Annotated in this window: 22 protein-coding genes; 9 read left to right on the top strand and 13 right to left on the bottom strand. The window is 73.0% G+C overall.

Annotation, left to right across the window (positions count from 1 at the left end; translation table 11 throughout):
• The first annotated feature begins 513 nt into the window (after nt 1-513).
• Entirely contained in the window at nt 514-2055 is a 1542-nt protein-coding gene (locus ACFVGO_RS32625) for an AI-2E family transporter (RefSeq protein ID WP_359899501.1), read from the top strand.
• A gap of 94 nt (nt 2056-2149) precedes the next feature.
• Here the strand turns inward: ACFVGO_RS32625 and ACFVGO_RS32630 are convergent, their stop codons facing one another.
• Together ACFVGO_RS32630 and ACFVGO_RS32635 are read right to left on the bottom strand one after the other, a co-directional pair.
• Entirely contained in the window at nt 2150-2692 is a 543-nt protein-coding gene (locus ACFVGO_RS32630) for an alkyl hydroperoxide reductase (protein WP_359899503.1), read from the bottom strand.
• A gap of 3 nt (nt 2693-2695) precedes the next feature.
• On the bottom strand, nt 2696-3247 hold the full coding sequence (locus tag ACFVGO_RS32635) for a peroxiredoxin (RefSeq protein WP_359899505.1): 552 nt from the start codon (nt 3245-3247) through the stop codon (nt 2696-2698).
• 190 nt (nt 3248-3437) lie between these two features.
• Between ACFVGO_RS32635 and ACFVGO_RS32640 the strand changes: the two genes are divergently transcribed.
• Nucleotides 3438-4388 (top strand): LysR substrate-binding domain-containing protein, encoded by a 951-nt coding sequence (locus tag ACFVGO_RS32640; protein ID WP_359899507.1) that lies wholly within the window; start codon nt 3438-3440, stop codon nt 4386-4388.
• Here ACFVGO_RS32640 and ACFVGO_RS32645 read toward each other — a convergent pair whose 3' ends face one another.
• Nucleotides 4389-5045, bottom strand: coding sequence for a TetR/AcrR family transcriptional regulator (locus ACFVGO_RS32645; RefSeq protein WP_359899509.1), 657 nt, complete (start codon nt 5043-5045; stop codon nt 4389-4391). It lies immediately after the preceding gene.
• Nucleotides 5046-5169: 124 nt separating this feature from the next.
• Here ACFVGO_RS32645 and ACFVGO_RS32650 point away from each other — a divergent pair, with 124 nt between their 5' ends.
• The gene (locus ACFVGO_RS32650; RefSeq protein WP_380635698.1) at nt 5170-7389 is read left to right on the top strand and encodes an MMPL family transporter; all 2220 of its coding nucleotides are present in this window, start codon (nt 5170-5172) and stop codon (nt 7387-7389) included.
• A 168-nt stretch (nt 7390-7557) separates the two neighbouring features.
• Here the strand turns inward: ACFVGO_RS32650 and ACFVGO_RS32655 are convergent, their stop codons facing one another.
• The 3 genes from ACFVGO_RS32655 to ACFVGO_RS32665 all read right to left on the bottom strand — a co-directional run bounded on the left by ACFVGO_RS32655 (nt 7558) and on the right by ACFVGO_RS32665 (nt 13713).
• A complete protein-coding gene (locus ACFVGO_RS32655) occupies nt 7558-9429 on the bottom strand; it encodes an ATP-binding SpoIIE family protein phosphatase (RefSeq protein ID WP_359899512.1) in 1872 nt (623 codons plus the stop codon).
• 83 nt (nt 9430-9512) lie between these two features.
• On the bottom strand, nt 9513-10184 hold the full coding sequence (locus tag ACFVGO_RS32660) for a class I SAM-dependent methyltransferase (RefSeq protein WP_359899589.1): 672 nt from the start codon (nt 10182-10184) through the stop codon (nt 9513-9515).
• 574 nt (nt 10185-10758) lie between these two features.
• Nucleotides 10759-13713 (bottom strand): BTAD domain-containing putative transcriptional regulator, encoded by a 2955-nt coding sequence (locus ACFVGO_RS32665; RefSeq protein WP_359899514.1) that lies wholly within the window; start codon nt 13711-13713, stop codon nt 10759-10761.
• 213 nt (nt 13714-13926) lie between these two features.
• Here ACFVGO_RS32665 and ACFVGO_RS32670 point away from each other — a divergent pair, with 213 nt between their 5' ends.
• Nucleotides 13927-14211: a hypothetical protein gene (locus ACFVGO_RS32670; RefSeq protein WP_359899516.1), complete on the top strand. Its 285-nt coding sequence runs from the start codon at nt 13927-13929 to the stop codon at nt 14209-14211.
• A gap of 183 nt (nt 14212-14394) precedes the next feature.
• On the opposite strand, the gene ACFVGO_RS32675 is transcribed toward ACFVGO_RS32670, so the two are convergent.
• The gene (locus ACFVGO_RS32675) at nt 14395-14670 is read right to left on the bottom strand and encodes a hypothetical protein (protein ID WP_359899518.1); all 276 of its coding nucleotides are present in this window, start codon (nt 14668-14670) and stop codon (nt 14395-14397) included.
• Between the two features lie 137 nt (nt 14671-14807).
• Here ACFVGO_RS32675 and ACFVGO_RS32680 point away from each other — a divergent pair, with 137 nt between their 5' ends.
• Entirely contained in the window at nt 14808-15566 is a 759-nt protein-coding gene (locus ACFVGO_RS32680; RefSeq protein ID WP_359899519.1) for a GntR family transcriptional regulator, read from the top strand.
• 140 nt (nt 15567-15706) lie between these two features.
• Here the strand turns inward: ACFVGO_RS32680 and ACFVGO_RS32685 are convergent, their stop codons facing one another.
• Complete coding sequence (locus tag ACFVGO_RS32685; protein ID WP_359899520.1) at nt 15707-17374, bottom strand: fumarate hydratase; 1668 nt, start codon at nt 17372-17374, stop codon at nt 15707-15709.
• Nucleotides 17375-17521: 147 nt separating this feature from the next.
• Here ACFVGO_RS32685 and ACFVGO_RS32690 point away from each other — a divergent pair, with 147 nt between their 5' ends.
• Both ACFVGO_RS32690 and ACFVGO_RS32695 read left to right on the top strand, forming a co-directional pair.
• Entirely contained in the window at nt 17522-18286 is a 765-nt protein-coding gene (locus ACFVGO_RS32690; protein WP_359899522.1) for a DUF1707 domain-containing protein, read from the top strand.
• A gap of 316 nt (nt 18287-18602) precedes the next feature.
• Entirely contained in the window at nt 18603-18980 is a 378-nt protein-coding gene (locus ACFVGO_RS32695; protein ID WP_380357098.1) for a WhiB family transcriptional regulator, read from the top strand.
• A 99-nt stretch (nt 18981-19079) separates the two neighbouring features.
• On the opposite strand, the gene glpX is transcribed toward ACFVGO_RS32695, so the two are convergent.
• Entirely contained in the window at nt 19080-20120 is a 1041-nt protein-coding gene (glpX, locus tag ACFVGO_RS32700; RefSeq protein ID WP_380635703.1) for a class II fructose-bisphosphatase, read from the bottom strand.
• Nucleotides 20121-20335: 215 nt separating this feature from the next.
• Between glpX and ACFVGO_RS32705 the strand changes: the two genes are divergently transcribed.
• Nucleotides 20336-20872 (top strand): DUF4245 domain-containing protein, encoded by a 537-nt coding sequence (locus tag ACFVGO_RS32705; RefSeq protein WP_359899524.1) that lies wholly within the window; start codon nt 20336-20338, stop codon nt 20870-20872.
• Between the two features lie 87 nt (nt 20873-20959).
• Here the strand turns inward: ACFVGO_RS32705 and ACFVGO_RS32710 are convergent, their stop codons facing one another.
• The 4 genes from ACFVGO_RS32710 to ACFVGO_RS32725 all read right to left on the bottom strand — a co-directional run bounded on the left by ACFVGO_RS32710 (nt 20960) and on the right by ACFVGO_RS32725 (nt 24608).
• Entirely contained in the window at nt 20960-21562 is a 603-nt protein-coding gene (locus ACFVGO_RS32710; protein WP_359899526.1) for a malonic semialdehyde reductase, read from the bottom strand.
• A gap of 111 nt (nt 21563-21673) precedes the next feature.
• Nucleotides 21674-21928, bottom strand: coding sequence for an exodeoxyribonuclease VII small subunit (locus ACFVGO_RS32715; RefSeq protein WP_359899528.1), 255 nt, complete (start codon nt 21926-21928; stop codon nt 21674-21676).
• A 60-nt stretch (nt 21929-21988) separates the two neighbouring features.
• A complete protein-coding gene (gene xseA / locus ACFVGO_RS32720; RefSeq protein ID WP_380635706.1) occupies nt 21989-23200 on the bottom strand; it encodes an exodeoxyribonuclease VII large subunit in 1212 nt (403 codons plus the stop codon).
• A 10-nt stretch (nt 23201-23210) separates the two neighbouring features.
• Nucleotides 23211-24608 (bottom strand): APC family permease, encoded by a 1398-nt coding sequence (locus ACFVGO_RS32725; protein WP_380635708.1) that lies wholly within the window; start codon nt 24606-24608, stop codon nt 23211-23213.
• Between the two features lie 121 nt (nt 24609-24729).
• On the opposite strand from ACFVGO_RS32725, the gene ACFVGO_RS32730 reads away from it, so the two are divergent.
• Entirely contained in the window at nt 24730-25704 is a 975-nt protein-coding gene (locus ACFVGO_RS32730; RefSeq protein ID WP_359899533.1) for a 4-hydroxy-3-methylbut-2-enyl diphosphate reductase, read from the top strand.
• The last annotated feature ends 67 nt before the right edge of the window (nt 25705-25771 follow it).

Genomic DNA, 25771 nt, shown 5'->3' on the forward strand with positions numbered 1-25771 from the left:
GGAGGGGAGCTGCTCCCTACTGGGATGGTATGTCCCCCGTACCCCCGTCTTCCTCACCCTCTTCGGCGGGTTTTTCGGGCCCCGCGGCGTTCTCGGGCACGGCTGTCGCGCGGGCGTTGGCCCGAGGGGCGTGAGCCGGGGGGCGGACCGCGCCGCCCGGGCTGCGCTGACCAGTGCGCCCTCGGGCGGTGCGGTCCCGGTTGCGGACGCGGGGCGCGGGAAGGGGTCCTGGTTGCTTCCCGCACCGGCCGGTCCGCCGGCAGTTGGCCGCGGGGCGACCTCGGTGGCCGGGCTCCGGGGTCTCGTCCCGACTCCTCCCCAGCCGACCGCATCCGAAACCGGATGGAACCTTGCGTTTTGTCCGGTTCGTCGGCATGGGAGGTTCGAGTCGAACGGGCCCGCGGCCGGACTGGCCGCGCCCTCGCCGGGTAGCGTCATCCCTGACGGCCGCGGCGGGACCCGCGGCGTACCGCCGGGCACGGCGGGTTCGGCAGTGGAGCGGTGGTAGCGAGGATGGCGCGGGGCGGAAAGGCCTTCAAGGCCGTGGCCAAGGGCATGGCCGTGGTGGCGAGCGCGGCCGCCGTGATCGAACGGCGCCGGCGGGCCGCGATGGCGGCCGACCCGCACGAGCCGGCCCTCCCGGGGCCGGCCGCCGGGAACGTTCCGGCGCTCGTGGACGGGCACGTCCCGGCACTCGTCCCGGCACTCGTCGAGGCGCCCGGACCGGTCCCGGTCCCGCGGGCCGACCCGGCCCCGGCGGCCGAGGCGGTCCCGCCGTCCGCCGCGGCGGCCCCGGTCGCCGCGCCCGCGCCGGTCGCGCACGCCGGGTTCGGGCGGGAGTACCACCCCGGCCGCCCGGCCACCCCCGCCGAGGCGGTGCCGTGGGGGCTGCGGGTGGCCGCGGAGTCGACCTGGCGGCTGCTGCTGCTCGGAGCCGCGCTCTACGTCGTCTTCTACGTGGTCGACATGCTGCGGCTGGTCGCCTTCTCGGTGCTGGCCTCGCTGCTGATCACCGCGCTGCTGGAGCCCTCGGTCTCCTGGCTGCGCCGGCGCGGGGTGCCGCGCTCGCTGGCGGCGGGCGGGGTGTTCCTCAGCGGTCTCGCCGGGATCGGACTGGTCGGCTGGTTCGTGGTCTGGCAGGTGTCGACCAACCTCTCGGACGTCACCACCCAGGTGAAGACCGGCGTCAACCAGATGCGGGACTGGCTGGTCACCGGGCCGCTGCACCTGACCCAGCAGCAGATCACCGACTTCGCCAACCAGATCACCAAGGCCATCACCACCAACACCGATCAGCTCACCTCGGCCTCGATCACCGGCGCGCAGATCGCCGTCGAGGTGCTGACCGCACTGCTGATGACCTTCTTCACCACCTTCTTCTTCCTCTACGACGGGGCGAAGATCTGGAACTGGGCGCTGCGCGGGCTGCCGCGGCACTCCCGCTTCGCGATGGCCGGGGCCGGCCCGAAGGCGTGGGCGACGCTCACCGCCTATGTGCGCGGCACGGTCTGCGTGGCCTTCATCGACGCGCTCTGCATCGGCATCGGCGTCGATCTGCTGGGCGTGCCGCTGGCCCTGCCGCTGGCTGTGATCATCTTCCTGGGCGCCTTCGTCCCGCTGGTCGGCGCACTGGTCACCGGCACCGTCGCGGTGCTGATCGCGCTGGTCACCCAGGGGCCGTGGACGGCGCTGATGGTGCTGGTGGTGCTGGTGGTGGTGATGCAGGTGGAGAGTCACATCCTCCAGCCGCTGATCCTCGGCCGGGCCGTAAGGGTCCACCCGCTCGGCGTGGTGCTCGGCGTCGCGGCCGGCGGCATCATCGGGGGCATCGGCGGCGCGGTGGTCGCCGTCCCGCTGATCGCCGTCACCAACACCGTGGTCACCCACCTGCGCCGGCGCAACGAGGCCGGCCAGGCCGTCTTCACCGCGCTCGAAGCCGCCCGCGAGGCCGCCGAACGGACGGCCGGACAGGCCGCCGGGCGCAGCGCCGAGCGCACCGGCGAGCGTGCAGCGGCCACCGGTTCCGCCCCGCCGGCCGCACCCGCCACCGACTGAACCTCCGCCGTGCCGGACTGCCGGTGGTGGGGAGAACGACGACGGGCCCTCCCGGACATGGTGTCCGGGAGGGCCCGTCGGGGTGCCGGGTGCGTCAGGCGGTGACGGCAGCGAGGGCGGCCTCGGAGTCGAGGACGCCGGCCACGGCCTGGAGGACGGCGGCGATCTTCATCGAGGCCTGGACGACCTCGCGCTCGACGCCGGCCTTGCGCAGCACGGCCTCGTGCGAGTCGAGGCACTGGCCGCAGCCGTTGATGGCGGAGACCGCGAAGCACCAGAGCTCGAAGTCGACCTTCTCGACGCCCGGGGTGCCGATGATGTTCATCCGCAGACCGGCCCGCATCGTGCTGTACTCCTTGTCGGAGAGCAGGTGCAGCGTCCGGTAGTAGACGTTGTTCATCCCCATGATCGCGGCCGCGCCCTTGGCGGCGTTGTACGCCTCCGGGGACAGGTTGGCCTTGGCCTCGGGCTCCAGCTCGCGCAGCAGGCCGGGGCTGCGGGTGGCCATCGCGCAGGACAGCACGGTGCCCCAGAGCTGCTGGGCGGGGAGGTCGGAGTTGCCGATGACCGAGCCCAGGTTGAGCTTGAGGTCCTTGGCGTAGTCCGGGAGGGCGGCCTTCAGGTCGTCGAGAGCCATGGGTCAGCCCGCCAGCAGGGCCTGGGCGTCGAGGGTGTCCTCGCCCTTGTTCCAGTTGCACGGGCACAGCTCGTCGGTCTGCAGGGCGTCCAGCACCCGCAGGACCTCCTTGGGGTTACGGCCGACGGAGCCGGCGGTGACCATGACGAACTGGATCTCGTTGTTCGGGTCGACGATGAAGACGGCGCGCTGGGCGGTGCCGTCCTCGCCCTCGACGCCGCAGGCGCGCATCAGGTCGTGCTTGATGTCGGCCAGCATCGGGAAGGGCAGGTCGCGCAGGTCCTTGTGGTCCTTGCGCCAGGCGTGGTGCACGAACTCGGAGTCGCCGGAGACGCCGAGGACCTGGGCGTCGCGGTCGGCGAACTCGTCGTTCAGCTTGCCGAACGCGGCGATCTCGGTCGGGCAGACGAAGGTGAAGTCCATCGGCCAGAAGAAGACGATCTTCCACTTGCCCTCGTAGGACTTGTGGTTGATATCGGCGAAGGCGCTCGCGGCGTCCAGGTCGACACAGGCCTTGAGGTCGAACTCGGGGAACTTGTCACCGATCGTGAGCACGTTCGCTTCTCCTGAAGTGAGATGAGGGGAGCTTGTCCGGAATCCGGACACCACTCACAGTTCCACATCGTGGACTGATCAGGGAAATAGCTACACTGGATGTGTCTGATCGGAGATTGTTATCAGTACTGAATCCCCCACGTCGCGGCCGGTTCCCCGCCGGAACGGCGGCCCCAAGGGCGACCCGACTGTGTCGAGCGCCACAGCCCGCAGCCCGCGCACCCCGACCGTCGCCCAGTTGCGCGCCTTCGTCGCGGTGGCCGAGCACCGGCACTTCCGGGAGGCCGCCGCCGCCACCGGGACCAGCCAGCCCGCGCTGTCCGGGGCGGTCGCGGCGCTGGAGGAGTCCCTGGGCGCGCAGTTGGTCGAGCGTACGACGCGCAAGGTGATCGTCACCCCACTGGGGGAGCGTGTGCACCAGCACGCGCGCCGGGTGCTCGCCTCGCTGCAGGCCCTCACCGAGGAGGTCGAGGCCGCCCGCCGTCCGTTCACCGGGCCGCTGCACCTGGGCGTCATCCCGACCGTCGCGCCCTACCTGCTGCCCACCGTGCTGCGGCTGGTCCGCGACGGCTTCCCGGACCTGGAGCTGCACGTCCACGAGGAGCGCACCCCCTCGCTGCTGGAGGGCCTGGCCGCCGGGCGGCTGGACGTCCTGCTGCTCGCGCTGCCGGCCGGCGGGGCCTCGCCGACCAAGGACATCCCGCTGTTCGACGAGGACTTCGTCCTGCTCACCCCGCCCGGCCACCCGCTCGCCGGGCGGATCGACGTCCCGCGCGACGTGCTGCTCGACCTGGAGGTGCTGCTGCTGGAGGAGGGCCACTGCCTGCGCGACCAGGCGCTGGACATCTGCCGCGAGGTCGGCGCCGACCCGGCGGGCTCGACCACCCGCGCGGCCGGCCTGTCCACCCTGGTCCAGCTGGTCGCCGGCGGCCTCGGGGTGACCCTGCTGCCCGCCACCGCGCTGGACGTCGAGGCCGGGCGCACCGACCGGCTGGCCGCCGTCCGCTTCGCCGCACCGCAGCCCGGCCGCAGGATCGGGCTGGCCGTCCGGCCGGGCTCGGCCCGCAACGCCGAGTACGAGCGCTTCGCGGCCGCGCTGCGCGAGGTGCTGGTCGAGCTGCCGGTCCGGATCGTTTCCTAGCTAGCGCGCAGCGCGCAGGGCGTCCGGCCGGCGGAGTTCCGCCGCCGGGGTGCCCAGGCAGAGTCCGACCGTCGTCGCGACGAGGAGCTCCAGTGCCTCCAGGGTGTCCTGGTCGGGCCGGTCGCCGGGCCGGCGCAGGGTGAGGTGGCGGGCCGTCAGGCCGTCGAAGCCGCCGAGGAAGTGGACGGCGATCCGGCGGGCGGGCAGCGCCAGGCTCAGGCCGTGGGCGGCCGCGAGGGCGTCGAGCATCTCGGTGGCGGTGCCCTCGATGTCGTGCTGGAGCCCGAGCATGATCTCCTGCATGTCCGGGTCGCGCATGGCCAGCGCCCCGAACTCGCTCAGCAGCACGCAGCGTCCGTGCTCGCCGGTGGCGGCCTCCCAGAGCGCGAGCACCAGGGTGCGGACCTGCTCGCCGAACGCGCCGTCGCCGGGGGAGGCGGCGCGCACCTCGCCGACGAAGTCGGACTTCAGCTGCTGGACGACCGCCCGGTAGAGGTCCTTCTTGGTGCCGAAGGTGTAGTGCACCGTCGCCTGCGCCACGCCCAGCTCGGCCGCGATCGCGCGGGTGCTGCCGGCGGCGATTCCCTCCCTGGTCATCAGGTCGATCGCGGCCTGGACCAGTTGCGGTCGGCGTTCGGAGGCGGGGACGTGGGCCATCCAGTCAGGGTAGCGCCACGGGCGGGCAACTGTGTCGTGCGATCTTGTCGGTCAACTTTGTCACCCGACAAAGTTCGGTCTACGGTGGGACGCGACCTGCCCTGACCGACCCGAGGGACCGCCGATGGCCACGTACCTGTACCGACTGGGCCGATACTGCTTCCGGCGGCGACGGGCCGTCGCCGCCGTCTGGATCGCCCTGCTCCTCGCCATCGGCGGGGCCGCGGGCGCCTTCGCCGGCAAGACCACCGACGAGTTCAAGGTCCCGGGCACCGAGGCGCAGGCCACCCTGGACCGGATCAAGGACACCTTCCCGGCGCAGGGCCACGGCTCCGCGCAGGTCGTCTTCGCCGCCGGCGCGCCCGGCGGCATCGGGACGCCCGAGGCGAGCAGGGCGGTCGGCGAGGCCGTCGCCCGGATCGCCCAGGTGCCGGGCGTGGCCGCGGTGCCGGACCCGTACGCCACCGGCGCGCTCTCGCCGGACGGGAAGGTCGCGCTCGCGCTGGTCTCCTTCGACCACAAGCTCGCCGATGTCACCGACCGGCAGCGCGACGCCGTGAAGGCCGCCGCCGAGCCGGCCCGCGCGGCCGGGCTGGACGTGGCCTTCGGCGGCGACGCGTACAACACGATGGCCCGGATCGAGGGCGGCAGCGAGGCGATCGGCCTGGTGGTGGCCGGGCTGGTGCTGGTGGTCACCCTCGGCACGCTGGTCGCCGCCGGGCTGCCGCTGCTGACCGCGCTGGTCGGCGTCGGCGTGACGATGGCCGGCCTACTGGCGCTCACCGGCTCCTTCGAGATCATCACCACCGCGCCGGTGCTGGCCCTGATGGTCGGCCTCGCGGTCGGCATCGACTACGCGCTGTTCATCCTCTTCCGGTACCGCCGCCACCTGGACGAGGGCCTGGAGCCGGAGGAGGCCGCCGCCCGGGCCACCGCGACCGCCGGCAGCGCCGTCGTCTTCGCCGGTCTGACCGTGGTCGTCGCGCTCGCGGGACTCGCCGTCGCGGGCGTGCCCTTCCTCACCGTGATGGGTCTGGCCGCCTCCGGGGCCGTCGTGGTGGCCGTCCTGGTCGCGATCACGCTGCTGCCCGCCGTGCTGGGCTTCACCGGCCGGTCCATCGACCGGCTGCCGATCTGGAAGCGGGCCCTGACCGCCAACAACCGCACCACCATGGGCGAGCGTTGGGGCCGCTTCGTGGTCCGCCGCCCGCTGCCCGTCCTGCTGGTCGCCCTGGCCGGGCTGGGCGCCCTGGCGGTGCCCGCCGCGAGCCTGAACCTCGGTCTGCCGAGCGGCGGTTCGCAGGCCGCCGGGACGGACGCGCGCAAGGCGTACGACCTGGTCGGCGAGAGCTTCGGGCCGGGCTTCAACGCTCCGCTGGTGGTCGTGGTGGACGCCCACGGCGCGCCGCAGCCCGAGCAGGCGGTGCGGGAGGTGGCCGCGAAGCTCCAGACCCTCAAGGGCGTCGGGACGCTGCTGCCGCCGACCGTCGACCAGGAGAGCCGCACCGCGCTGGTGACCGTCATACCGCAGACCGGTCCGGACCACGCGGACACCGAGGCGCTGGTCAACGAGATCCGCGACCGGAAGGCGGAGCTGAAGGCGGAGACCGGCGCGGACATCGCCGTCACCGGCACCACGGCCGCCAACATCGACGTCTCCACCAAGCTCGGCCAGGCGCTGCCGCCCTTCCTCGCGGTGATCGTCGGGATCGCGGTGGTGCTGCTGGCGCTGGCGTTCCGCTCGGTGCTCGTCCCGCTCAAGGCGGTGGCCGGTTTCCTGCTCAGCGTCACCGCCTCGCTCGGCGCGGTGGTCGCGGTCTACCAGTGGGGCTGGCTGGACGGGCTGATCGACGTGCCCAAGGTCGGGCCGGTGGTGAGCTTCGTGCCGATCCTGCTGATCGGCGTGCTGTTCGGGCTGGCGATGGACTACGAGCTGTTCCTGGTCTCCGGGATGAAGGAGCAGCACGTCCACGGCGCGGCGCCGCGCGAGGCCGTGGTGGCCGGGGTGCGGAACGGGGCCCGGGTGGTCACGGCGGCCGCGCTGATCATGGTGGCGGTGTTCGGCTCGTTCGTCTTCGGCCACGATCCGGTCGTCCAGCCGATCGGATTCGCCCTCGCGGTGGGCGTGCTGGTGGACGCCTTCGTGGTGCGGATGGCGCTGGTGCCGGCCGCGATGGCGCTGTTCGGCAAGGCCGCCTGGTGGTTCCCGAAGCGGCTGGAGAAGGTCGTGCCGCGGGTGGACATGGAGGGCGAGCAGCTGATGGCCCGGCTCGCGCGACGGCCGGCCGAGGACGGGACGCGGGAGCCGGCCGAGCAGCCGGCCGTGGAGCCGACCCGGATCTGACGGCCCCGGCCCCAGGAGCCCCGGCCCCAGAAGACTAGGCCCCAGAAGGCCCGGCCCGAGGAGCCCCGGCCCGGGGGCAGTGGTCGGACGACCCGTACGGGGCGCCCGGTGGGATCCGTTCCCGCCGGGCGCTCCCGCGTTCGCGCCCCCGCGTTGGAGGGGGCGCGGTCACATCCCCGCGGGCAGCCGCTGTTCGAACCAGACCACCTTGCCGGTGCCCAGCCTGGTCGCACCCCAGCGGTCCGCGCACCGGGCCACTATCTGTAGCCCGCGCCCGCGTTCGTCCTCCGGCCCGGTGCGGCGCGGGCGCGGCAGCAGCGGGCTGTCGTCGCCGACCTCGCAGCGCAGCCGGGCGGTGCGCACCAGGCTCAGGGTGACCGGCCGGGTCGCGTGCTGGACGGCGTTGGTGACCAGCTCGCTGACCATCAGCTCGGTCGCCTCGCTCAGCTCGTCCAGCCCCCAGCGGCGCAGCGTGTGCGCGGCCAGTCGGCGGGCCCGGCCCGGAGTCTCGTTGCGCGGCTGGAGGTACCAGTGCGCGACGTCCCCGGCCGGGATGCCGTCGAAGCAGGCGCCGAGCAGGGCGATGTCGTCGCCGCGGTCGCCGGGCGGCAGGATCCGCAGCGCCTCCTGGCACAGCTGCTCGGGGGACTGCCAGCGGGCGGCGGCGATCCGGGCGCGCAGCATCTCCAGGCCGTCGCTGATCGGGCGGGTGCGGGTCTCCACCAGGCCGTCGGTGAACAGCAGCAGGGCCGAGCCGGGCGGTGCGGGCAGTTCGACGGAGTTGAAGTCCACCCCGCCGACGCCGATCGGTGCCCCGGAGTCCAGTTCGACCAGTTCGGCGATGCCGTCCGGGCGGACCAGCACCGGTGGGACGTGTCCGGCGTTGGCCATCACCACCCGGTTGGCGATCGGGTCGTACACCGCGTAGACGCAGGTGGCCAGGTGCTGTTCCCGGCCGAGCCGCTGGGCCTGTTCGTCCAGGTGGTAGAGCACCTCGTGCGGCGGCAGGTCGAGGGCGGCCAGGGTCTGGGCGCTGGTGCGCAGCTGGCCCATGATGGCGGCCGAGGTGAGCGAGTGGCCCATCACGTCGCCGACGATCAGGGCGACCCGGTTGCCGGGCAGCGGGACGGCGTCGTACCAGTCCCCGCCGACCTGTGCGCCGCGCTCGCCGGGCAGGTAGCGCTGGGCGATCCGGACGCCGTGCGACTGCGGCAGGCGCAGCGGCAGCATGCTGCGCTGGAGTTCGTTGGCGATCTCCCACTCGCGGGCGTAGCGCAGTGCGGTGTCCACGGCCAGCCCGGCCTGGGTGGCGAGGTGCGCCGCGGTCGCGGTGTCCGCGGCGTCGAAGACCGGGCGGCCGGTGCGTTCGGGAGGGCGGCGGATCAGTATCAGCAGCCCGAGCACGGCCTTGCGCCCGCGCAGCGGCAGGGCGAGGACGGAGGTGCCGGCGGCCAGCCGGGCCACCCCGCGGGTGCCGTACAGCTCGCGCAGCAGCGTCTCGGCGCGTTCGGCGGCGGGGGTGCCGAGGACGGCGGCCTCGGCGGGGCGGCGGCTCAGCAGGGCGTGGGCGAGCGCCCCGCCGCGGGTCACCGGGGTGGCCGGGCCGCCGTCGGCGGTCGAGCGGGCGCCGTAGCGGGAGCGGCGCCGGTCGTCCAGACCGCTCGGGCGGCCGCGGCGGCCGATCCGGGTGCCGGTGCTGTGGTGTATCCGCAGCTCCTCCGGGAAGCCGGGTTCGCGTTCGACGTTGGGCAGCGGGTCGCGCAGGTGGACGACGGCGGCGTCGGCGAGCGTCGGGACCAGCACCCGGCCGATGTTGCGCAGCGTCGCGGCGAGGTCGAGGGCGCTGTTGATCCGCCGGGTCGCCGAGTCGAGGTACGCCAGGCGGTCCGCCATCTCGGTGCGTTCCGGCCGTGCGCCCGCCCGTCGTACCGGGGCGGCCGGCAGGGCCGTCGCCGGGGCCGGTGCCGCGGCCGGGACCTGGCGGCGCTGGCCCGGGACGGCGGGCGGCTGCTCCGCCTCGGTCTTGAGCTGGTCGCGCACGGCTGCCTGTCCTGGATTCGGTGTGGTCGGTGAGCTGTTCTGTTGCACCGGCCGCGGGTGCGGCCGGCCCTGTCCCGGTTCGATCAGCCGACGCGTCGACAGCGCAGGAACAGCTGTTCCTCCGGCGGCAGCGAGGTACTGGCCGGTGCGTACGGATGCCCCGAGCACTCCTCGACGGCGAAGCCGGCCGAGACCAGAACCCGCTCCAGATCCTCCCTCAGATACCCACTGATCCGCAGCTCTCTGCCAAGGAACGGAAGCGGAACGTGATCCAGGTCCGCCTCGACCATACCGAGCGCCAGCAGTCCGCCCGGCCGCAGGAGTTCGCGCAGCTGCCGCAGCACGGTCGGGATCTCGTCCTGCGGCAGCAGGATCAGCGAGAAGAACGCGGTGACGGCGGCGAAGCGGCCCCGGCCGTCCGGCCCCAGTTCGGGGGCGTTCCAGACCCGGTCCGCACGCTCGGTGGCCAGATCGTACAGGTCGATCCGATGGAACACCGGCGCGAAAACGCCTGGGAAGGCGGTCCGCCGGGCCAGCGTGAGCATGCCGTCGGAGAGGTCCGCGCCGGTCACCCGCAGACCGTCGGCGACCAGCTGGCGGACGGTCGGTTCGCCGGTGCCGCAGCCGACGTCCAGCACCCGGGCGCCGGGTTCGAGCTCGGCGAGCAGCCGCCGGCCGCAGGCCAGCTGTCCGTCCTTGGCGGGGAACGCCTCGCCGTACTCCGTGCCGATGGTGTCGAAGGCGACCGCCTGCAGTGCCCGGGCCGCCCGCCGCCGCCGTACCTCGGGTTCGTCGTCGCCGGCGTCCTCGTCGACGGGGAACGGGTCCGATATCTGTCCGGTCGTCACGTTGCGAGGCACCCTTCCACCCGTGGCCTCCGGTGGCTCCTCCGCGGCCCCGCGGGCCGCTGCCGGTGGCGGTACGTCACGCTCTGCGCACCACGCGGACGGACGGCACCCCGATGCGTTTCCGAGCAGACACTCGTGTGCGTACTGGCATCTGAGAATATGCGTGATCACTGTGCCGTGGGGTCCCTTTCCGGCCAACTCGCCGCGCTTGGGTGGTTGTGGCCGGGGTTGCGGAAGCACGGGGGTGCGGGCGGGGTTGTGCGCGTGGCCGCGCACGCCGGACAGCGCGCCAGGGGAACGTCGATGACCTGCGGTTTTGCCGATCCGCAGGCTGACTATCGGACGTTTATCGAACGTCAATCGGTCCGGTGCACAGTGGAGTCCAGCGCCGGGGAAGCGTTGAGGGCGCTCCCGCAGCCGGGGGGCTGCGGGGGCGCCGACGCGCGGAACGGGGGAGGTTCTCCGCGGGGGAGCGGAAGCCTTACGGCGCGGGGGGAGAGAGGGGCTCGGTGTGCTGCTGGGAGATGAGGTCCGCCACGGGGGAGGCCTCAGGCACACCGAGCCGCGTGAAGATCGCATGGGCCTCCTGGAGGCAGGCGAGTCCGCGAGCCGGCTGGGCGAGCGCCAACAGGGCCTCGCCCAGTGCGGCGTTCGCCAGGCCCTGGCAGTAGGCGGAGCCCAGCTCCTGGCCGATCGCCAGCGACTCGCCGGCCGCCGAGGCCGCCTCGGCGGGCTGCTCGGCGACCAGCAGGGCCGAGGCGAGCCTGGCCAGGGTGTAGCCCTCCCACAGGGGGTTCTGCTGCGACTGGTAGAGCCGGTGCGCCTCCCGCAGGTGCGGAACGGCGTCGCCGCCGGAGAGCACCACGCCCAGCTGGTAGAGGGTCTGGGCGAGCAGCGGGCCGTTCTTGGACTCCCGGGCGGCGGCGACACCGTCACCGGCGGACCGGACCGCCGTCTCGGTCATCCCGAGCCGGTGCTGGGCCCGGGCCATGTTGCTGACGATGCGGGCCTCGGCGGTCGGCGCGCCGACCGCCTGACTGGTGGCCCGGGCCTGTTCCATGAACGGCAGGGCCTCGGCCGGGCGGTTGCCCAGGCTCAGGATCACGCCCAGGATGTTGGCGGTGGCCAGCAGCTGGACGGTCGGGACGTCCGGTGACTGGTGGTCCAGACTGCGGCGCAGCGAGTGCTCGGCGCCCTGGAAGTCACTGGTGACGTAGTTCAGGGCACCCAGGACGAAGTGCACCCGGGCGAGTGCGGCGGAGTCGTCGCGGAGCTCCGCCTCGCGTCCGAGGGCTTCCAGCACCGGTCGTACCTGGGGGCCGTGGGTCGGGTCCGGATCGAGGCCGTACAGCAGGATCAACAGGTCGATCGCCGCGTGCTGCGAGGAGCGGGGCCCGTTCGCCGCCGCCGCCGTGGAGTTGAGCAGGAGGGCGCTCTCGCTCCGGAGCCAGGACTGGGCGGAACCGCTGGTCGGCAGGCCGATCCCGGGCGAGGACGGCGTGGTGAGCAGCTCGGGCTCGGGGTCGTCCGGTTCGAGGGTCCGGGCCGCGTTGCGGACGGTCGGGATCAGCAGGTCGAGCAGCCGCAGGACGGCCCGTTCCTGCTCCCCGCCGTCGCCCGACCGGTCGTTCTGCCGCTGGGCGTAGAGGCGGAGCAGATCGTGGTAGCGGTAGCGGCCGGGGGTGAAGCACTCCAGCATGTTCGCCTCCACCAGGGCCTCGACGAGCTCCTCGGCGGTGTCCTCGTCCACGCCGAGGAGTGCCGCGGCGGCCGCGAGCGGGATGTCGGGGGAGTCGATCAGCGCGAGCAGTCGAAAGGCGCGGGCCTCGGCCGTGGACAGCTGTCCGTAGCCGAGCCCGATGGTGGTCTCCACGGCGAGGTTGCCGAGTTGGAGCTCGTCCAGGCGGTGACGCTGGTCGGCTAACCGACGGGCCAGGTCGGAGACGCTCCACCGCGGCCGGCTGGCCAGCCGGGCGGCGGCGATGCGGACCGCCAGCGGCAGGAAGCCGCACGCGGTGACCACCGCCATGGCCGCCTCCGGCTCCGCGGCGACCCGCTGCTCCCCGACGATGGCCGAGAACAGTGCCAGGGCCTCCCGCGGAGTCAGCTCCTCGACGTCGAACAGTTGCGCGCCGGGGATGCCGGCGAGCCGGGAACGGCTGGTGGCGAGCACCGCGCAGCCGGAGACGCCCGGGATCAGCGGCCGGATCTGGTCGGCGTCCCGCGCGTTGTCCAGCAGGATGAGCATCCGCCGGTTGGCGAGCAGCGAGCGGTAGAGCGCCGCGCGCTGCTCCATCGACTCCGGGTTCTCGGTGACACCGAGGGCGTGGAGGAAGTCGCCGAGGACGACGACCGGGTCGGCCGGCGAGGCGCCGGCGCCGCGCAGGTCGACGTACAGCTGTCCGTCCGGGAACTCGGCCCGGACCCGGTGGGCGACGTGGACCGCGAGGGTGGTCTTCCCGACGCCGCCGATGCCGGCCAGCGAAGTGACCACCACGGCCTGGCCGGTGGCGTTCATCAGGACCGTCGAGAGGTCGCTCACCAGCTCGGTGCGGCCGCTGAAGTCCAGCACGTCGGCCGGGAGTTGGGCCGGTGCCGGGGCGGTGGGCCGGTCCTTCGCCGCCGCTTCGGGCACGGCCGGGAGGGCGAGCGCGGGGTCGGCCGCGAGGATGCGGGTGTGCATCGTGGACAGGCCGACGCCCGGTTCCACCCCGAGTTCCTCGATGAGCAGTTTGCGGGTGTCGGTGTAGACGCCGAGGGCCTCGGCCTGGCGGCCGCAGCGGTACAGCGCCAGCATCAGGAGTTCGCGCAGCCGTTCGCGCAGCGGATGTTCCGTCGTCAGGTTGTTGAGCTCTCCGACGATTTCCGCGTGCTGGCCGATGGCGAGGGCGGCGGCGCACAGGTCCTCGGCGGCGGCCACCTGGCGCTCGGCCAGTCGGAGCCGCTGGGTGTCGGCGTAGGGGCCGGGGATGCCGGTGAGCGGGCGGCCGCTGAACAGGCCCAGTGCCTCGGTCAGCAGTCGGTGCGCGTCCTGCTTGTCGCCGTTCGTCCGGGCGGCCGCGGCCTCGGCGCAGAGCCGCTCGAAGACCGTCAGGTCGAGGGCCTCGCCCGGGATGCGCAAGGCGTAGCCGTCGGCGACCGAGACCAGCAGCTCGGCGGGTGCGCGGACCTCGCGGCGCGGCTCGATGACCGAGCGCAGCCGGGAGACGTAGGTCCGCAGGGCGGCGACCGCCTGGGCCGGCGGGCGATCGCCCCACAGGGCGTCGACCAGGTCCTGGGTGGTGACCGGGCGGCCGGCGTGCAGCAGGAGGGCGCTCAGGACCGCCTGTTGCTGGGGGGAGCCGAGGGAGACGGGCTTCCCGTCGAGCCAGGCCTGGACCGGGCCGAGGACCTGGAAGCGCAGCGCGGGCGAGGGCGGCGTCTCCTGAAACTCCATGAAGTCCCCCGATGGCCTGTGGTGTCGATTTCGTGAAAGGGCGCTCGGCGGTCCGCCGCGGTGCTTCAGCTTAGGCGGACGCCCGACTCTGCCGGACGGTCCCGCAAGCCGCACGATGTTTATCGGACATTTAATCAACCCTACGATACTGTGCCCGCGCCCGCGCCAAGCCGGTCGGGCTGACGACATTTGATGACCGAAAGGCGGCCGCCAATGGCCAACGACCAGAGCGAGACCCCGGTGCCGTCGACGCCCGAGAACCAGGCGCAGACCCCGGCCCCGGACTCCGCTGTGGAGGCCGGCCAGGCTGTCGAGGGCGCGGTCGCCGCGACCTCGGACCCGACCGAGTACACCGAGCCGAGTGCCGACCGGAAGAACGCGATCGAGAACGGGATCTTCGGCGACGAGGCCGACCACCTGCTGGAGCCGGCCAAGCCGGACACCGGCAAGCCGGGCGAGAAGTACGAGCCGGAGAGCATCGTCTTCGGCCACGCGTGAGCCGTGCCGGTCGCGTGCCCCCGTCGCCCCCGTCCGGGCGCGGGGGCACCGGTGGTTATGGGCACGCCAATTCCCCATAGGTGTCAACCGGGTGGCCGAAACATGCCCGCGGTGCACTCATGGTGACCGGCGATATCCGTAACGTGCCCGACGGCGGGTGCGGGACGTTCCGGAATTCCGGATTCACCCGGGGGTATTGCGGTGGTCGGAATGCCGCCGTTTGCCCGCGTTTTGCCGAAATTGCCGAGGAAGATCGTATTCGGCTGAATCGCCCGCCCCGGGGGCGGGGGCGACCTGGTGGGGGTCGGCCGTCCATTCCCGGCCGCCGGGCTCGGGGCGCAGGTAGTGCTCGCCGCCGATGGTGTCCATGTAGATGCCGGTGCGTCCGGTCCTCCGGTCGAGGACGAGTTCACCCACGTGGGGCCGGTAGGCCGGGGTGTTTCGCTGTCGGGTGCTCACCGTGCTGCTCCTCGCTCTGGTCGGCGACTGGCCAGCATCTCTAGAGAAGCTAATATCTCTAGAGATGTCAACGGTCGTATCTCCTTACCGGCGACCGCGGGCACGCCTACGATTTGTCCGAGGCAGAGGGAGCGGCGATGACCGGCAGCAATGGCGACAAGCAGCCCAAGTACCAGCGGATCGCCGAAGCGCTGAAAACGGCCATCGACAGCGGCCGGTACCGCGCGGGCGACCGCCTGCCCGGCGAGAACGACCTCATGGACGAGTACGGCGTGGCCCGGATGACCGCCCGCCAGGCCCTGGGCGTGCTGCAGAGCGAGGGCATCGCCGAGGCGCGCCGCGGCGCCGGGGTCTTCGTCCGGGACTTCCGGCCGCTGCGCCGGCGCGGCATCCAGCGGCTGGCGCAGGGGCAGTGGGGGTCCGGCCGGTCGATATGGTCGGCGGACATCGACAACCGCAGCCTGGTGGTCGACCAGGTGTCCGTCACCGAGCAGGGCGCGCCCGAGCACGTGGCCCGGATGCTCGGGGCCGCCCCGGGCGCCCCGATGTGCGTGCGGCACCGCCGCTTCGTCCTCGACGGCAAGCCGGTGCTGCTGTCGACCTCCTACCTGCCCGCCGTCCTGGTCGCGGGCACCGCGATCACCCGCGAGGACACCGGCCCCGGCGGCACCTACGCCCGGCTCGCCGAGATCGGCGCCAAGCCCGTGCACTTCCGCGAGGAGGTCCGCTCCCGGATGCCCGGCGCCGAGGAGGCCGCCCGCCTGGAGCTGTCCGCCGGCACCCCCGTCATCCTGATCTGCCGCACCGCCTTCGCCGACGAGGGCCAGGTCGTCGAGCTCAACGAGATGATCCTGGACGCCGCCTCCTACGTCCTGGAGTACGACTTCGACGCCTGAGCGCCGGACGACGCCTGAGCGCCGGACGACGCCTGAGCGCCGGACGACGCCCGCCGGCCGCGGCCGGCTGCCGTCCACCGCGCGGGAACACCGCCGCCCCGGCCGCAGGGGCGACCGGGGCGGGGCGGGGGCGTGCGGGACTACTCCTTGGAGCGGACGCGCAGGTTGGTGATCAGCGGGCCCTCGGTGGTCTCGCGGAAGAAGTCGTTGCCCTTGTCGTCGACGACGATGAAGGCCGGGAAGTCCTCGACCTCGATGCGCCAGACCGCCTCCATGCCGAGCTCGGCGTACTCCAGCACCTCGACCTTCTTGATGCAGTCCTGGGCGAGGCGGGCGGCCGGGCCGCCGATCGAGCCGAGGTAGAAGCCGCCGTGCGCGGCGCAGGCGTCGGTGACCTGCTTGCTGCGGTTGCCCTTGGCCAGCATGACCATCGAGCCGCCGGCGGCCTGGAACTGGTCGACGTAGGAGTCCATCCGGCCGGCCGTGGTCGGGCCGAAGGAGCCGGAGGCGTAGCCCTCGGGGGTCTTGGCCGGGCCCGCGTAGTAGACCGGGTGGTCCTGGAGGTACTTGGGCATGCCCTCGCCGGCGTCCAGGCGCTCCTTGATCTTGGCGTGGGCGATGTCGCGGGCGACGACCAGGGTGCCGGTGAGCGAGAGCCGGGTCTTCACCGGGTACTTGGACAGCTCGGCGCGGATCGCGGACATCGGCTGGTCGAGGTCGACGCGCACCACGTCGTCGTCCAGGTGCTCGTCCGTGGTGTCCGGCAGGTACTTCGCCGGGTCGGTCTCCAGCTGCTCCAGGAACACGCCCTCGGCGGTGATCTTGCCGAGCGCCTGGCGGTCGGCGGAGCAGGAGACGGCCATCGCGACCGGGAGCGAGGCTCCGTGCCGCGGCAGGCGCACCACGCGCACGTCGTGGCAGAAGTACTTGCCGCCGAACTGGGCGCCGATGCCGATCTTCTGGGTCAGCTCGGTGACCTTGGCCTCCAGCTCCAGGTCGCGGAAGCCGTGGCCGGTCCTGGCGTCGCCCGAGGTCGGCAGGTTGTCCAGGTAGTGCGCCGAGGCGTACTTGGCGGTCTTCAGCGCGAACTCGGCGCTGGTGCCGCCGATCACGATGGCCAGGTGGTACGGCGGGCAGGCCGCGGTGCCCAGCGAGCGGATCTTCTGCTCCAGGAACGAGAGCATGCTCGCCTCGTTCAGGATGGCCTTGGTCTCCTGGTACAGGTACGACTTGTTGGCGGAGCCGCCGCCCTTGGCCATGAACAGGAACTTGTACGCGTCGCCGTCGGTGGCGTACAGCTCGATCTGGGCCGGCAGGTTGTTGCCGGTGTTCTTCTCGTCCCACATGGTCACCGGGGCCATCTGGGAGTAGCGCAGGTTGAGCTTGGTGTACGCGTCGTGGACGCCGCGCGCGATGGCGGACTCGTCGCCGCCCTCGGTGAGCACGTTCTGGCCGCGCTTGCCCATGACGATGGCGGTGCCGGTGTCCTGGCACATCGGGAGGATGCCGCCGGCCGAGATGTTGACGTTCTTCAGCAGGTCGAGCGCCACGAAGCGGTCGTTGGGGCTGGCCTCCGGGTCGTCCAGGATGCGGCGCAGCTGGGCGAGGTGGGCGGGGCGCAGGTAGTGCGAGATGTCGTGCATCGCCTCGGCCGTCAGCAGCCGCAGCGCCTCGGGCTCGACCTGGAGGAAGGTGCGGCCGCCGGCCTCGAAGGTGGAGACACCCTCGGAGGTGATCTTGCGGTAGGGGGTCGGGTCAGCGCCCAGGGGGAGCAGGTCGCTGTACTCGAAGTCTGGCGTGGGAGCCATGGGGGCGGTCCTTAGCTGTCCAGTTGGTCCGGCTGCGTCGGCGAAGCATCATCCAGGGTAGGACCCGGTGGAAGTCGGCATGCGGACAGGGCAGCCTTGCGTGACCGGGCTCACTCGTGCAGGAGTGCGAGCGACTAGGCTGACCCCGTGGACAACTCGCCGTCGCACGACGATTCGGGGCAGCCGCCGGTGCCGGCGCCCGTACCGATGACCAAGCCCGAACCCGAGCCGGAACTCAAGCCCGAGACCAGGGCGGAGGCCGCGCCGCGGCCGCACGCGCCGGTCGCGGAGGCGGACCTGCGGGTCTCCGACGCCGACCGCGAGAAGGTCGCGGAGCTGCTGCGGGACGCCTACGCCGAGGGCCGCCTGGACGCGGACGAGCACGCGGAGCGGATCGAGGCCGCGTACGCCGCGAAGACCTTCGGCGACCTCGTGCCGCTGACCCGGGACCTGCCGGCCCGCCCGCTGTCCTTCGAGAAGCAGCCGCTGAGCGCCCCGCAGGGCCCGCCGCCGCAGCCGCCCGCGCGCCAGGAGTCGCCGACGGTGGTGGCGGTCTTCGGCGGCGCGGCCCGCAAGGGCCGTTGGCGGGTGGGCTCGCACCTGAGCGCCTTCGCCGCGTTCGGCGGGGTGGAGATCGACCTGACCGACGCCGTGTTCGAGTCCCCCGAGGTGGAGATCACGGTGACGGCGATCTTCGGCGGGGTCCAGGTCAGGGTCCCGGAGAACGTGAGCCTGCAGGGATCCGGCATCGGCATCTTCGGCGGCTTCGACGTCCGGGAGACGACCGCGGCGGACCCGTACGCTCCGGTTGTCCGGATCAAGGGCCTTGCGCTGTTCGGTGGTTGCGAGGCGAAGCCGCGCCGGGGCAAGAAGCTGAAGGAATGGGTGCGGCGCCAACTCGGCACCGACTGACCGTCGTTGACCTGCACAGTGCCCGATCGGGGATCAACTCCCGGTCGGGCGCTCGACGTTGTGGCCGGTGCTCTGCGTAGTCGATTGCGTGCAGTGTGCATGAATCGCGGCCGGGCGGGGTAGTTCCTTCCGCACATCGCTTCTTGGACGGCTGCGCACCGGAGGCGGCCGAGCGGCCGTGCCCGGGCAGGACAGCGGGGGCTCGCGGCCGGCGGGGGAGCGAGGGGTCCCCGTGTCCGAGAGCCTCGTCAGGAGTACGGCCGTGCTGCATCCGATCGAGTCCCGCACCACCTCGCCAGTCGCCGCTGCGCAGGTCCTGGAGCGCCGTCCCGGCGTCCGTCCGCAGCCGCAGCCGCAGGGCGGCCCGGCGGGTTCCCCCGCGGGCGAGGACAACCCCTGGCACACCGGCGCCGCGTGTCGGCGGGACGAGGTGGGGCTGTTCTTCGCGCCCTCCAAGGAGCCGACGGCGGCCCGGCTGTCGCGCGAGGAGCAGGCCAAGCAGGTGTGCGCCCGCTGCCCGGTGCTGCTGGAGTGCCGCGAGCACGCGCTGGCCCAGCCGGAGCCGTACGGGGTCTGGGGCGGGCTGACGGCCGCCGAGCGGCGGGTGGTGCTGGCCCGGCGGCGGCGCCGGGACACGGAGCTGCGCGAGGCGGCCCTGGTGACGGCGGCCGCGCGGCGCCGGATAGCCGGGTGACGACGGGCCCGGGAGCGGGCCCGAGAGCGGGACGGCGACGCACCGGGGGGCCGGGGGAGGGGGGGGTCCCCGGGGACACGAAGAGGACTCGGGTTGGGGTCAATTGGTGCTGGTCAAGCCGATCCCCCCGTGCCCCCCCCACCTCCCGAACTTTTTGTGTGTCTTGATCTCGCGGATGGTGCCGCTCTTGGAGCGCATCACCAGCGAGCTGGTGGTGGCGGTCTCCGAGCGGTAGTGCACGCCGCGCAGCAGCTCGCCGTCGGTGATCCCGGTGGCGACGAAGAACACGTTCTCGCCGCTGACCAGGTCGTCCGTGGTGAGGACCCGGTCCAGGTCGTGGCCGGCGTCCAGGGCCTTCTGCCGCTCGGCGTCGTCCTTGGGCCACAGCCGGCCCTGGATCACGCCGCCCATGCACTTCATCGCGCAGGCCGCGATGATGCCCTCCGGGGTGCCGCCGATGCCCATCAGCAGGTCGACGCCGGTGCCCTCGCGGGCGGCCATGATCGCGCCGGCCACGTCGCCGTCCGAGATGAACTTGATCCGGGCGCCCGCTTCGCGGATCTCCCGGACCAGGCCGTCGTGGCGCGGGCGGTCGAGCACGACGACGGTGACGTCCTCGACGGCGCTGCCCTTGGCCTTGGCGACCCGGCGGATGTTGACCGCCGCCGGGGCGGTGATGTCGACGAACTCGGCGGCCTCCGGGCCGGCCACCAGCTTGTCCATGTAGAACACGGCGCTGGGGTCGAACATGGTGCCGCGGTCGGCGACGGCCAGTACGGCCACCGCGTTGTTCATGCCCTTGGCGGTCAGCGTGGTGCCGTCGACCGGGTCGACCGCGACGTCGCACTCGGCGCCGGTGCCGTCGCCGACCCGCTCGCCGTTGTAGAGCATCGGGGCTTCGTCCTTCTCGCCCTCGCCGATGACGACGACGCCGTTCATCGACACGGTCGAGACGAGGGTGCGCATCGCCTTCACGGCGGCACCGTCCGCGCCGTTCTTGTCGCCACGTCCGACCCACCGGCCGGCGGCCATCGCGGCCGCCTCGGTGACCCGGACGAGTTCGAGCGCGAGGTTCCGGTCCGGAGCCTCGGGCGCGACCTCCAGGGCACTGGGAAGGTGGTGCGGGTACTGCGTGGTCATCGTCGTTACCTCTCTGTACGCGACGGCCAGTGAGCGCCCGACTACTGCCAGGTCGAACGCCGTGGTGAGGGTATTGCGATCGTATCTGCCCACGAGATGACTGTCTGTGGCGCAGGTCGCTGCTCTGTGGCGGAAACCACCGATTCGCCCGGTATCACCCGTCCGTGGACACCCCTGGTGACCGCCCGGGGATGTGGATGAGTCACCATGTGGGGGTGGCAGCAGACAGCAAGGGCATGAGGGGCCGGCAGACCGTACGGGACATGGTCCTGTCGATGCTGGCCGTCGGTTTCGTCGTCGGGATCGGGTACCTGTTCCTCCCGCACGGATCCGGCGGCGACCCGGTGCGCGTGGTCGGGTACCGGGTGGAGGCGGCCTCCGCCAAGCGCGCCGCGCCGTACCCGCTGCTCTCCCCGGAGGGACTGTCGGACAAGTGGCGGGCCACCTCGGTCGGTTACCGGCCGGCCGACCAGAACAACGGCAAGGGCAACGCCTGGCACCTGGGCTTCGTGACTCCCTCGGGCCGGTACGCGGCGATCGAGCAGAGCGACGTGCCGCGCGACTCCCTGCTGGCCGACCACGTCAAGGGCGCCGCGTCGGACGGCACTTCCGAGGTGGCCGGCCGCACCTGGGACCGGGTGCAGGGCGAGAAGGACCGCGCGCTGGCCGTCCAGACCGGCCCCGGGACCACCCTGCTCACCGGCACCGCCTCCTACGAGGAGCTGGCCGAGCTGGCGCAGGCGCTCAAGTAGCCCCGCTTCCGCCCGCCTTCCCGGGCATGCCGAAGGGCCCCGCGCCGGACGAACCGGTGCGGGGCCCTTCGGCGTGCGCGGGGCGGATCAGGCCGTGGTGACGACCTCGTCGTAGGCCAGGCGCGGCGAACGCGGGAACCAGGCGTCCTCGCCCGGGCGGCCGATGTTGACCACGGCCAGCACCGAGTGCTCGCCGTCGCCGAAGAACTCCTTGTTGATGCCCTCGGCGTCGTAGCCGGTCATCGGGCCGGCGGCCAGGCCGGCGGCGCGCACGCCGATGATGAAGTAGGCGGCCTGCAGGGCGCCGTTCATCGTGGCGGACTGCTCACGGACGCTGCGCTCCGAGAAGAACAGGTCCTTGGCCTGGGGGAAGTGCGGGAGCTGGGTCGGCAGCTCCTCGTGGAACTCGTTGTCCACGGCCAGGATGGCGACCAGCGGGGCGGCGGCGGTCTTGGCCTTGTTGCCGTCCGCCATCTGCCGGACGAGGCGCTCGCGGCCCTCGGCCGAGCGGACCAGGACGACGCGCAGCGGCTGCTGGTTGAAGGCGGTCGGGCCGTACTTGACCAGCTCGTAGATGGCCTGGACCTGCTCGTCGGAGACCTGCTCGTCGGTGAAGGTGTTGGCGGTGCGGGCCTCGCGGAACAGGAGGTCCTGAGCGGCGGCGTCGAGTACCAGGGCGTCGGTGGTCATGCTTCTGCACCTCATGCGGAAAAGGGGTTCGTCGGGGCGATCGGCCGCAGCCGTTCACTTCCTCCAACATAGGTGAAGATTCAACGATTCCCCAAGCGGATGTGATCCGCCTCACTCCCCGCCGGGAGCCGCGCCCTCCTCGGCGGCCAGCGCGGCGTCCAGCCGGGCCCGGGCGCCGTCCAGCCAGCGCTGGCACACCTTCGCCAGCTGCTCGCCGCGCTCCCACAGGGCCAGCGACTCCTCCAGCGAGGTCCCGCCGGTCTCCAGCTGCCGGACGACGTCCAGCAGCGCGTCCCGGGCGTGCTCGTAGCCCAGCGCGTCGTCCGGGTTCGGCGCCGCGTCCTGCTGCTCCTGCTGCTCTGCCATGGGTGCCAGCGTAGGGGCTCGGGCCGACACTCCCCAGCCCCGGCCCGCGGCGGCGGGCGACTACCCGGGAGTCGCGGTGACGTCGAAGCCGCCGCCCGCCACCCGCGCGTGCAGCCCCTCGCCGGGCGCGACCTGCGCCGGGTCCGTCACCACCGTGCCGTCCGCGCGCTGGAGCACCGCGTAGCCGCGCTCCAGGGTGGCCGCCGGGGAGAGCGCCACCACCCGGGCCAGGGTGTGCCCGAGGTCGCTCTGCGCGTGGTCCAGCCGGTGCCGCAGGGTGCGCCGGGCCCGCTCCAGCAGGCCGTCCACCTCCTGCCCCCGACCGTCCAGCATCCGGTGCGGGGCGGCCAGCGACGGGCGGCTGCGCACCCCGTCCAGCCCGTGCTGCTCGCGCTCGACCCGGGACAGCACCTGCCGGCGGGCGCGGTCGCGCAGCTGGCGGACCTTGGCCAGCTCCTCACCGACGTCCGGAACCACCCGTTTGGCCGCGTCGGTCGGGGTGGAGGCCCGCAGGTCGGCCACGAAGTCCAGCAGCGGCTGGTCCGGCTCGTGCCCGATCGCGCTCACCACCGGCGTACGGGCGGCCGCGACCAGCCGCACCAGGCCCTCGTCCGAGAACGGCAGCAGGTCCTCCACGCTGCCGCCGCCGCGGGCCACGACGATCACGTCCACCTCGGGGTGCTCGTCCAGCTCCCGCACGGCCGCGCTCACCCGCTCCACCGCGCTGACCCCCTGCACCGGGACGTTGCGCACCTCGAAGCGCACGGCCGGCCAGCGCCGCCGGGCGTTCTCCAGGACGTCCCGCTCGGCCGCCGAGCCGCGCCCGGTGACCAGCCCGACGCACTGCGGCAGGAACGGCAGCGGCTTCTTGCGCTCCGCCGCGAACAGGCCCTCCCCGGCGAGCCGCCGCTTCAGCTGCTCCAGCCGGGCCAGCAGCTCGCCGAGGCCCACCGGGCGGATCTCCGAGGCGCGCAGGGACAGCTGCCCGCGCGCCGCGTACCACTCCGGCTTGGCGTGCACGACGACCCGCGCGCCCTCCTGCACCACGTCCGCGACCTGGTCGAACACCGAGCGGAAGCAGGTCACCGTGAGCGACACGTCGGCCTGCGGGTCGCGCAGGGTCAGGAACACCACGCCCGCGCCGGGGCGGCGGCTGAGCTGGGTGATCTGCCCCTCCACCCAGACCGCGCCGAGCCGGTCGATCCAGCCGCCGATCAGCGCGGAGACCTTGCCGACCGGGAGCGGCGCTTCGGGGGAGCTGGTGTTGGCCATGCGTACGAGGCTAGCGGCGTCCGCCGACACGTCCGGGACCGCCGCCGGTGGAGCCCCGGCCGGTGGAGCCCCGGCCGGTGGAGCCCTGGACGGCGAGCACCACCAGGCCGACCACCAGCCAGACCAGTCCGACGAGCTGCGCGGTGCCCGAGGCCTCGTACACGACCGCCGCGATCACCGCGATCCCCAGCACCGGCACGACCACGTGCGGGAGCCACCGCCGCGAGCCGTGCCGCACCGCGTACCAGCCGATCACCGAGGCGTGCAGCAGCGCGAAGGCGGTCAGCGCGCCCACGTTCACCACCGAGGTGAGCCGGTCCAGGCCGTCGTCCCGGTTGGCCGCCCAGACCGCCGCCGCCATCGTGATCACCGCGGCCGCCAGCAGCGCCCGGCGCGGCACCGCGCTGGCCGGGTCGACCGAGCCGAGCGCCCGCGGCAGCCGGCCGTCCCGGGCCATCGCGAAGAGCAGCCGCCCGGCCGCGGCCTGCCCGGCCAGGGCCGCGAAGGCCGCGCCGATCGCCTTGCTGGCCGCCACCAGCACGTGCAGCCAGTGCCCGACGCCGCTCTCCACGGTGTCGTAGAAGGCCGAGCCCTGCGCCGCCGGGTCGGCGGCCAGCTGCTGCGGTCCGGTCGGCTCCAGCAGGGCCGCCAGGTAGGTCTGGGCGACGAACAGCACCCCGGCCAGCGCCAGGCACCAGAGCACCGCCCGGGCCACCGCCGCCGAGGCGCCGACCGCCTCCTCCACGAAGGTGGCGATCGCGTCGAAGCCCAGGTAGGAGAGCACCGCGACGGACACCGCCGAGATCACCGCGGTCAGCGAGAAGTCCCCGACGGCGGTGAACGGGGTGTCCCAGCCGCGCCGGGCGCCGTCCTGGGCCAGCGCCACCGCGGCGGCGGCCATGAACACCACCAGCACCGCGATCTCCATCGCGAGCACCGCGAAGCCGATCGTCGCCGCCGTCCGCACCCCGGCCAGGTTGAGCGCGGTGGTCACCACCACCGCGAGCGCCGTCCAGACCCAGCGCGAGACGTCCGGCACCAGGGAGTTCAGCGCGATCCCGGAGAACAGGTAGGCCACCGCGGGGATCAGCAGGTAGTCGAGCATCGCCATCCACCCGGCGATGAAGCCCGGGCCCTCGCCCAGCCCGGCCCGCGCGTAGGCGAACACCGAGCCGGTCTGCGGCACGGCGCGCACCATCTGGGCGTACGAGGAGGCGGTGAAGGCCATCGCGACCGTCGCGGCGAGGTACACGGTGGCGACGGCTCCGTGGCTCTTGGCGTCCAGCACGCCGAACACGCCGACCGGGGCCATCGGGGCGATGAACAGCAGTCCGTAGACCATCAGATCGCGCACGCCCAGGCTGCGGCGCAGGCCGCTCGGCGTCGCCTGCTCGCTCACAGAGCTCATAGACACCATATTTTGAGCGCAATTGACCGGGTCTGCGCGGAAAGTGTCCGCCATTGGTGGGGAGGCCCGGCGGGAGGCCGGGAGGACGAGCGCGGGTCGCGGCCGCCCGTACGATGGAGCCATGTCCAAGACCGCGCAGCGCCGTGTCCTGCTCGCCGCCCCCCGGGGCTACTGCGCGGGAGTCGACCGCGCCGTGATCGCCGTGGAGAAGGCCCTGGAGCAGTACGGGGCGCCCATCTACGTCCGCAAGCAGATCGTCCACAACAAGTACGTGGTGCAGACCCTGGAGAAGAAGGGCGCGATCTTCGTCGACGAGACGGAGGAGGTGCCGGAGGGCTCGATCGTCGTCTTCTCCGCGCACGGCGTCGCCCCGTCCGTCCACGACGAGGCGCGGGCCGGGAAGCTCGCCACCGTCGACGCGACCTGCCCGCTGGTCACCAAGGTGCACAAGGAGGCCGTCCGCTTCGCCGACGAGGGCTTCGACATCCTGCTGGTGGGCCACGAGGGCCACGAGGAGGTCATCGGCACCATGGGCGAGGCCCCGGACCGGATCCACCTGGTGGACGGTGCCGAGGACGTCGCCAACGTGCAGGTCCGGGACGAGTCCAAGGTCGTCTGGCTGTCCCAGACCACCCTGTCCGTGGACGAGACCATGGCCACCGTCGGCGAGCTGAAGAACCGCTTCCCGCAGCTGGTCAGCCCGCCCAGCGACGACATCTGCTACGCCACCCAGAACCGCCAGGTCGCGGTCAAGCAGCTGGCCCCGGAGACCGACCTGCTGATCGTGGTCGGCTCCAAGAACTCCTCCAACTCCGTGCGCCTGGTCGAGGTCGGCCTGGAGTACGGCGCCAAGGCCGCCCACCTGGTGGACTTCGCCGAGGAGATCCGCGAGGAGTGGCTGGAGGGCGTCACCACGGTCGGCCTGACCAGCGGCGCCTCGGTGCCGGAGATCCTGGTCGACGGCGTGCTGGAGTTCCTGGCCGCGCGCGGTTACGACACGGTCGAGACGGTCAAGACCGCCGAGGAGCACCTGGTCTTCTCGCTGCCCAAGGAGCTGCGCCGCGACCTGCGCGCCGAGGCGGCGGGCAAGCTCTGACTCCACCCGGAAGGGCCGGTACCCCGCACGGGGTGCCGGCCCTTCCGCCGTGCGGCCCCGTGCCGCC

The sequence above is a fragment of the Kitasatospora sp. NPDC057738 genome, from assembly GCF_042798815.1.
In the GTDB taxonomy this organism is placed as follows: domain Bacteria; phylum Actinomycetota; class Actinomycetes; order Streptomycetales; family Streptomycetaceae; genus Kitasatospora; species Kitasatospora lactacystinica.

Bases quoted from the DNA above. Each gene is read 5' to 3' on its own strand.
- ACFVGO_RS32625 (WP_359899501.1), top strand. From the start codon at position 514: ATGGCGCGGGGCGGAAAGGCCTTCAAGGCCGTGGCCAAGGGCATGGCC.
- ACFVGO_RS32630 (WP_359899503.1), bottom strand. From the start codon at position 2,692: ATGGCTCTCGACGACCTGAAGGCCGCCCTCCCGGACTACGCCAAGGAC.
- ACFVGO_RS32645 (WP_359899509.1), bottom strand. From the start codon at position 5,045: ATGGCCCACGTCCCCGCCTCCGAACGCCGACCGCAACTGGTCCAGGCC.
- ACFVGO_RS32650 (WP_380635698.1), top strand. From the start codon at position 5,170: ATGGCCACGTACCTGTACCGACTGGGCCGATACTGCTTCCGGCGGCGA.
- ACFVGO_RS32665 (WP_359899514.1), bottom strand. From the start codon at position 13,713: ATGGAGTTTCAGGAGACGCCGCCCTCGCCCGCGCTGCGCTTCCAGGTC.
- ACFVGO_RS32670 (WP_359899516.1), top strand. From the start codon at position 13,927: ATGGCCAACGACCAGAGCGAGACCCCGGTGCCGTCGACGCCCGAGAAC.
- ACFVGO_RS32680 (WP_359899519.1), top strand. From the start codon at position 14,808: ATGACCGGCAGCAATGGCGACAAGCAGCCCAAGTACCAGCGGATCGCC.
- ACFVGO_RS32685 (WP_359899520.1), bottom strand. From the start codon at position 17,374: ATGGCTCCCACGCCAGACTTCGAGTACAGCGACCTGCTCCCCCTGGGC.
- glpX (WP_380635703.1), bottom strand. From the start codon at position 20,120: ATGACCACGCAGTACCCGCACCACCTTCCCAGTGCCCTGGAGGTCGCG.
- ACFVGO_RS32710 (WP_359899526.1), bottom strand. From the start codon at position 21,562: ATGACCACCGACGCCCTGGTACTCGACGCCGCCGCTCAGGACCTCCTG.
- ACFVGO_RS32715 (WP_359899528.1), bottom strand. From the start codon at position 21,928: ATGGCAGAGCAGCAGGAGCAGCAGGACGCGGCGCCGAACCCGGACGAC.
- xseA (WP_380635706.1), bottom strand. From the start codon at position 23,200: ATGGCCAACACCAGCTCCCCCGAAGCGCCGCTCCCGGTCGGCAAGGTC.
- ACFVGO_RS32725 (WP_380635708.1), bottom strand. From the start codon at position 24,608: ATGAGCTCTGTGAGCGAGCAGGCGACGCCGAGCGGCCTGCGCCGCAGC.
- ACFVGO_RS32730 (WP_359899533.1), top strand. From the start codon at position 24,730: ATGTCCAAGACCGCGCAGCGCCGTGTCCTGCTCGCCGCCCCCCGGGGC.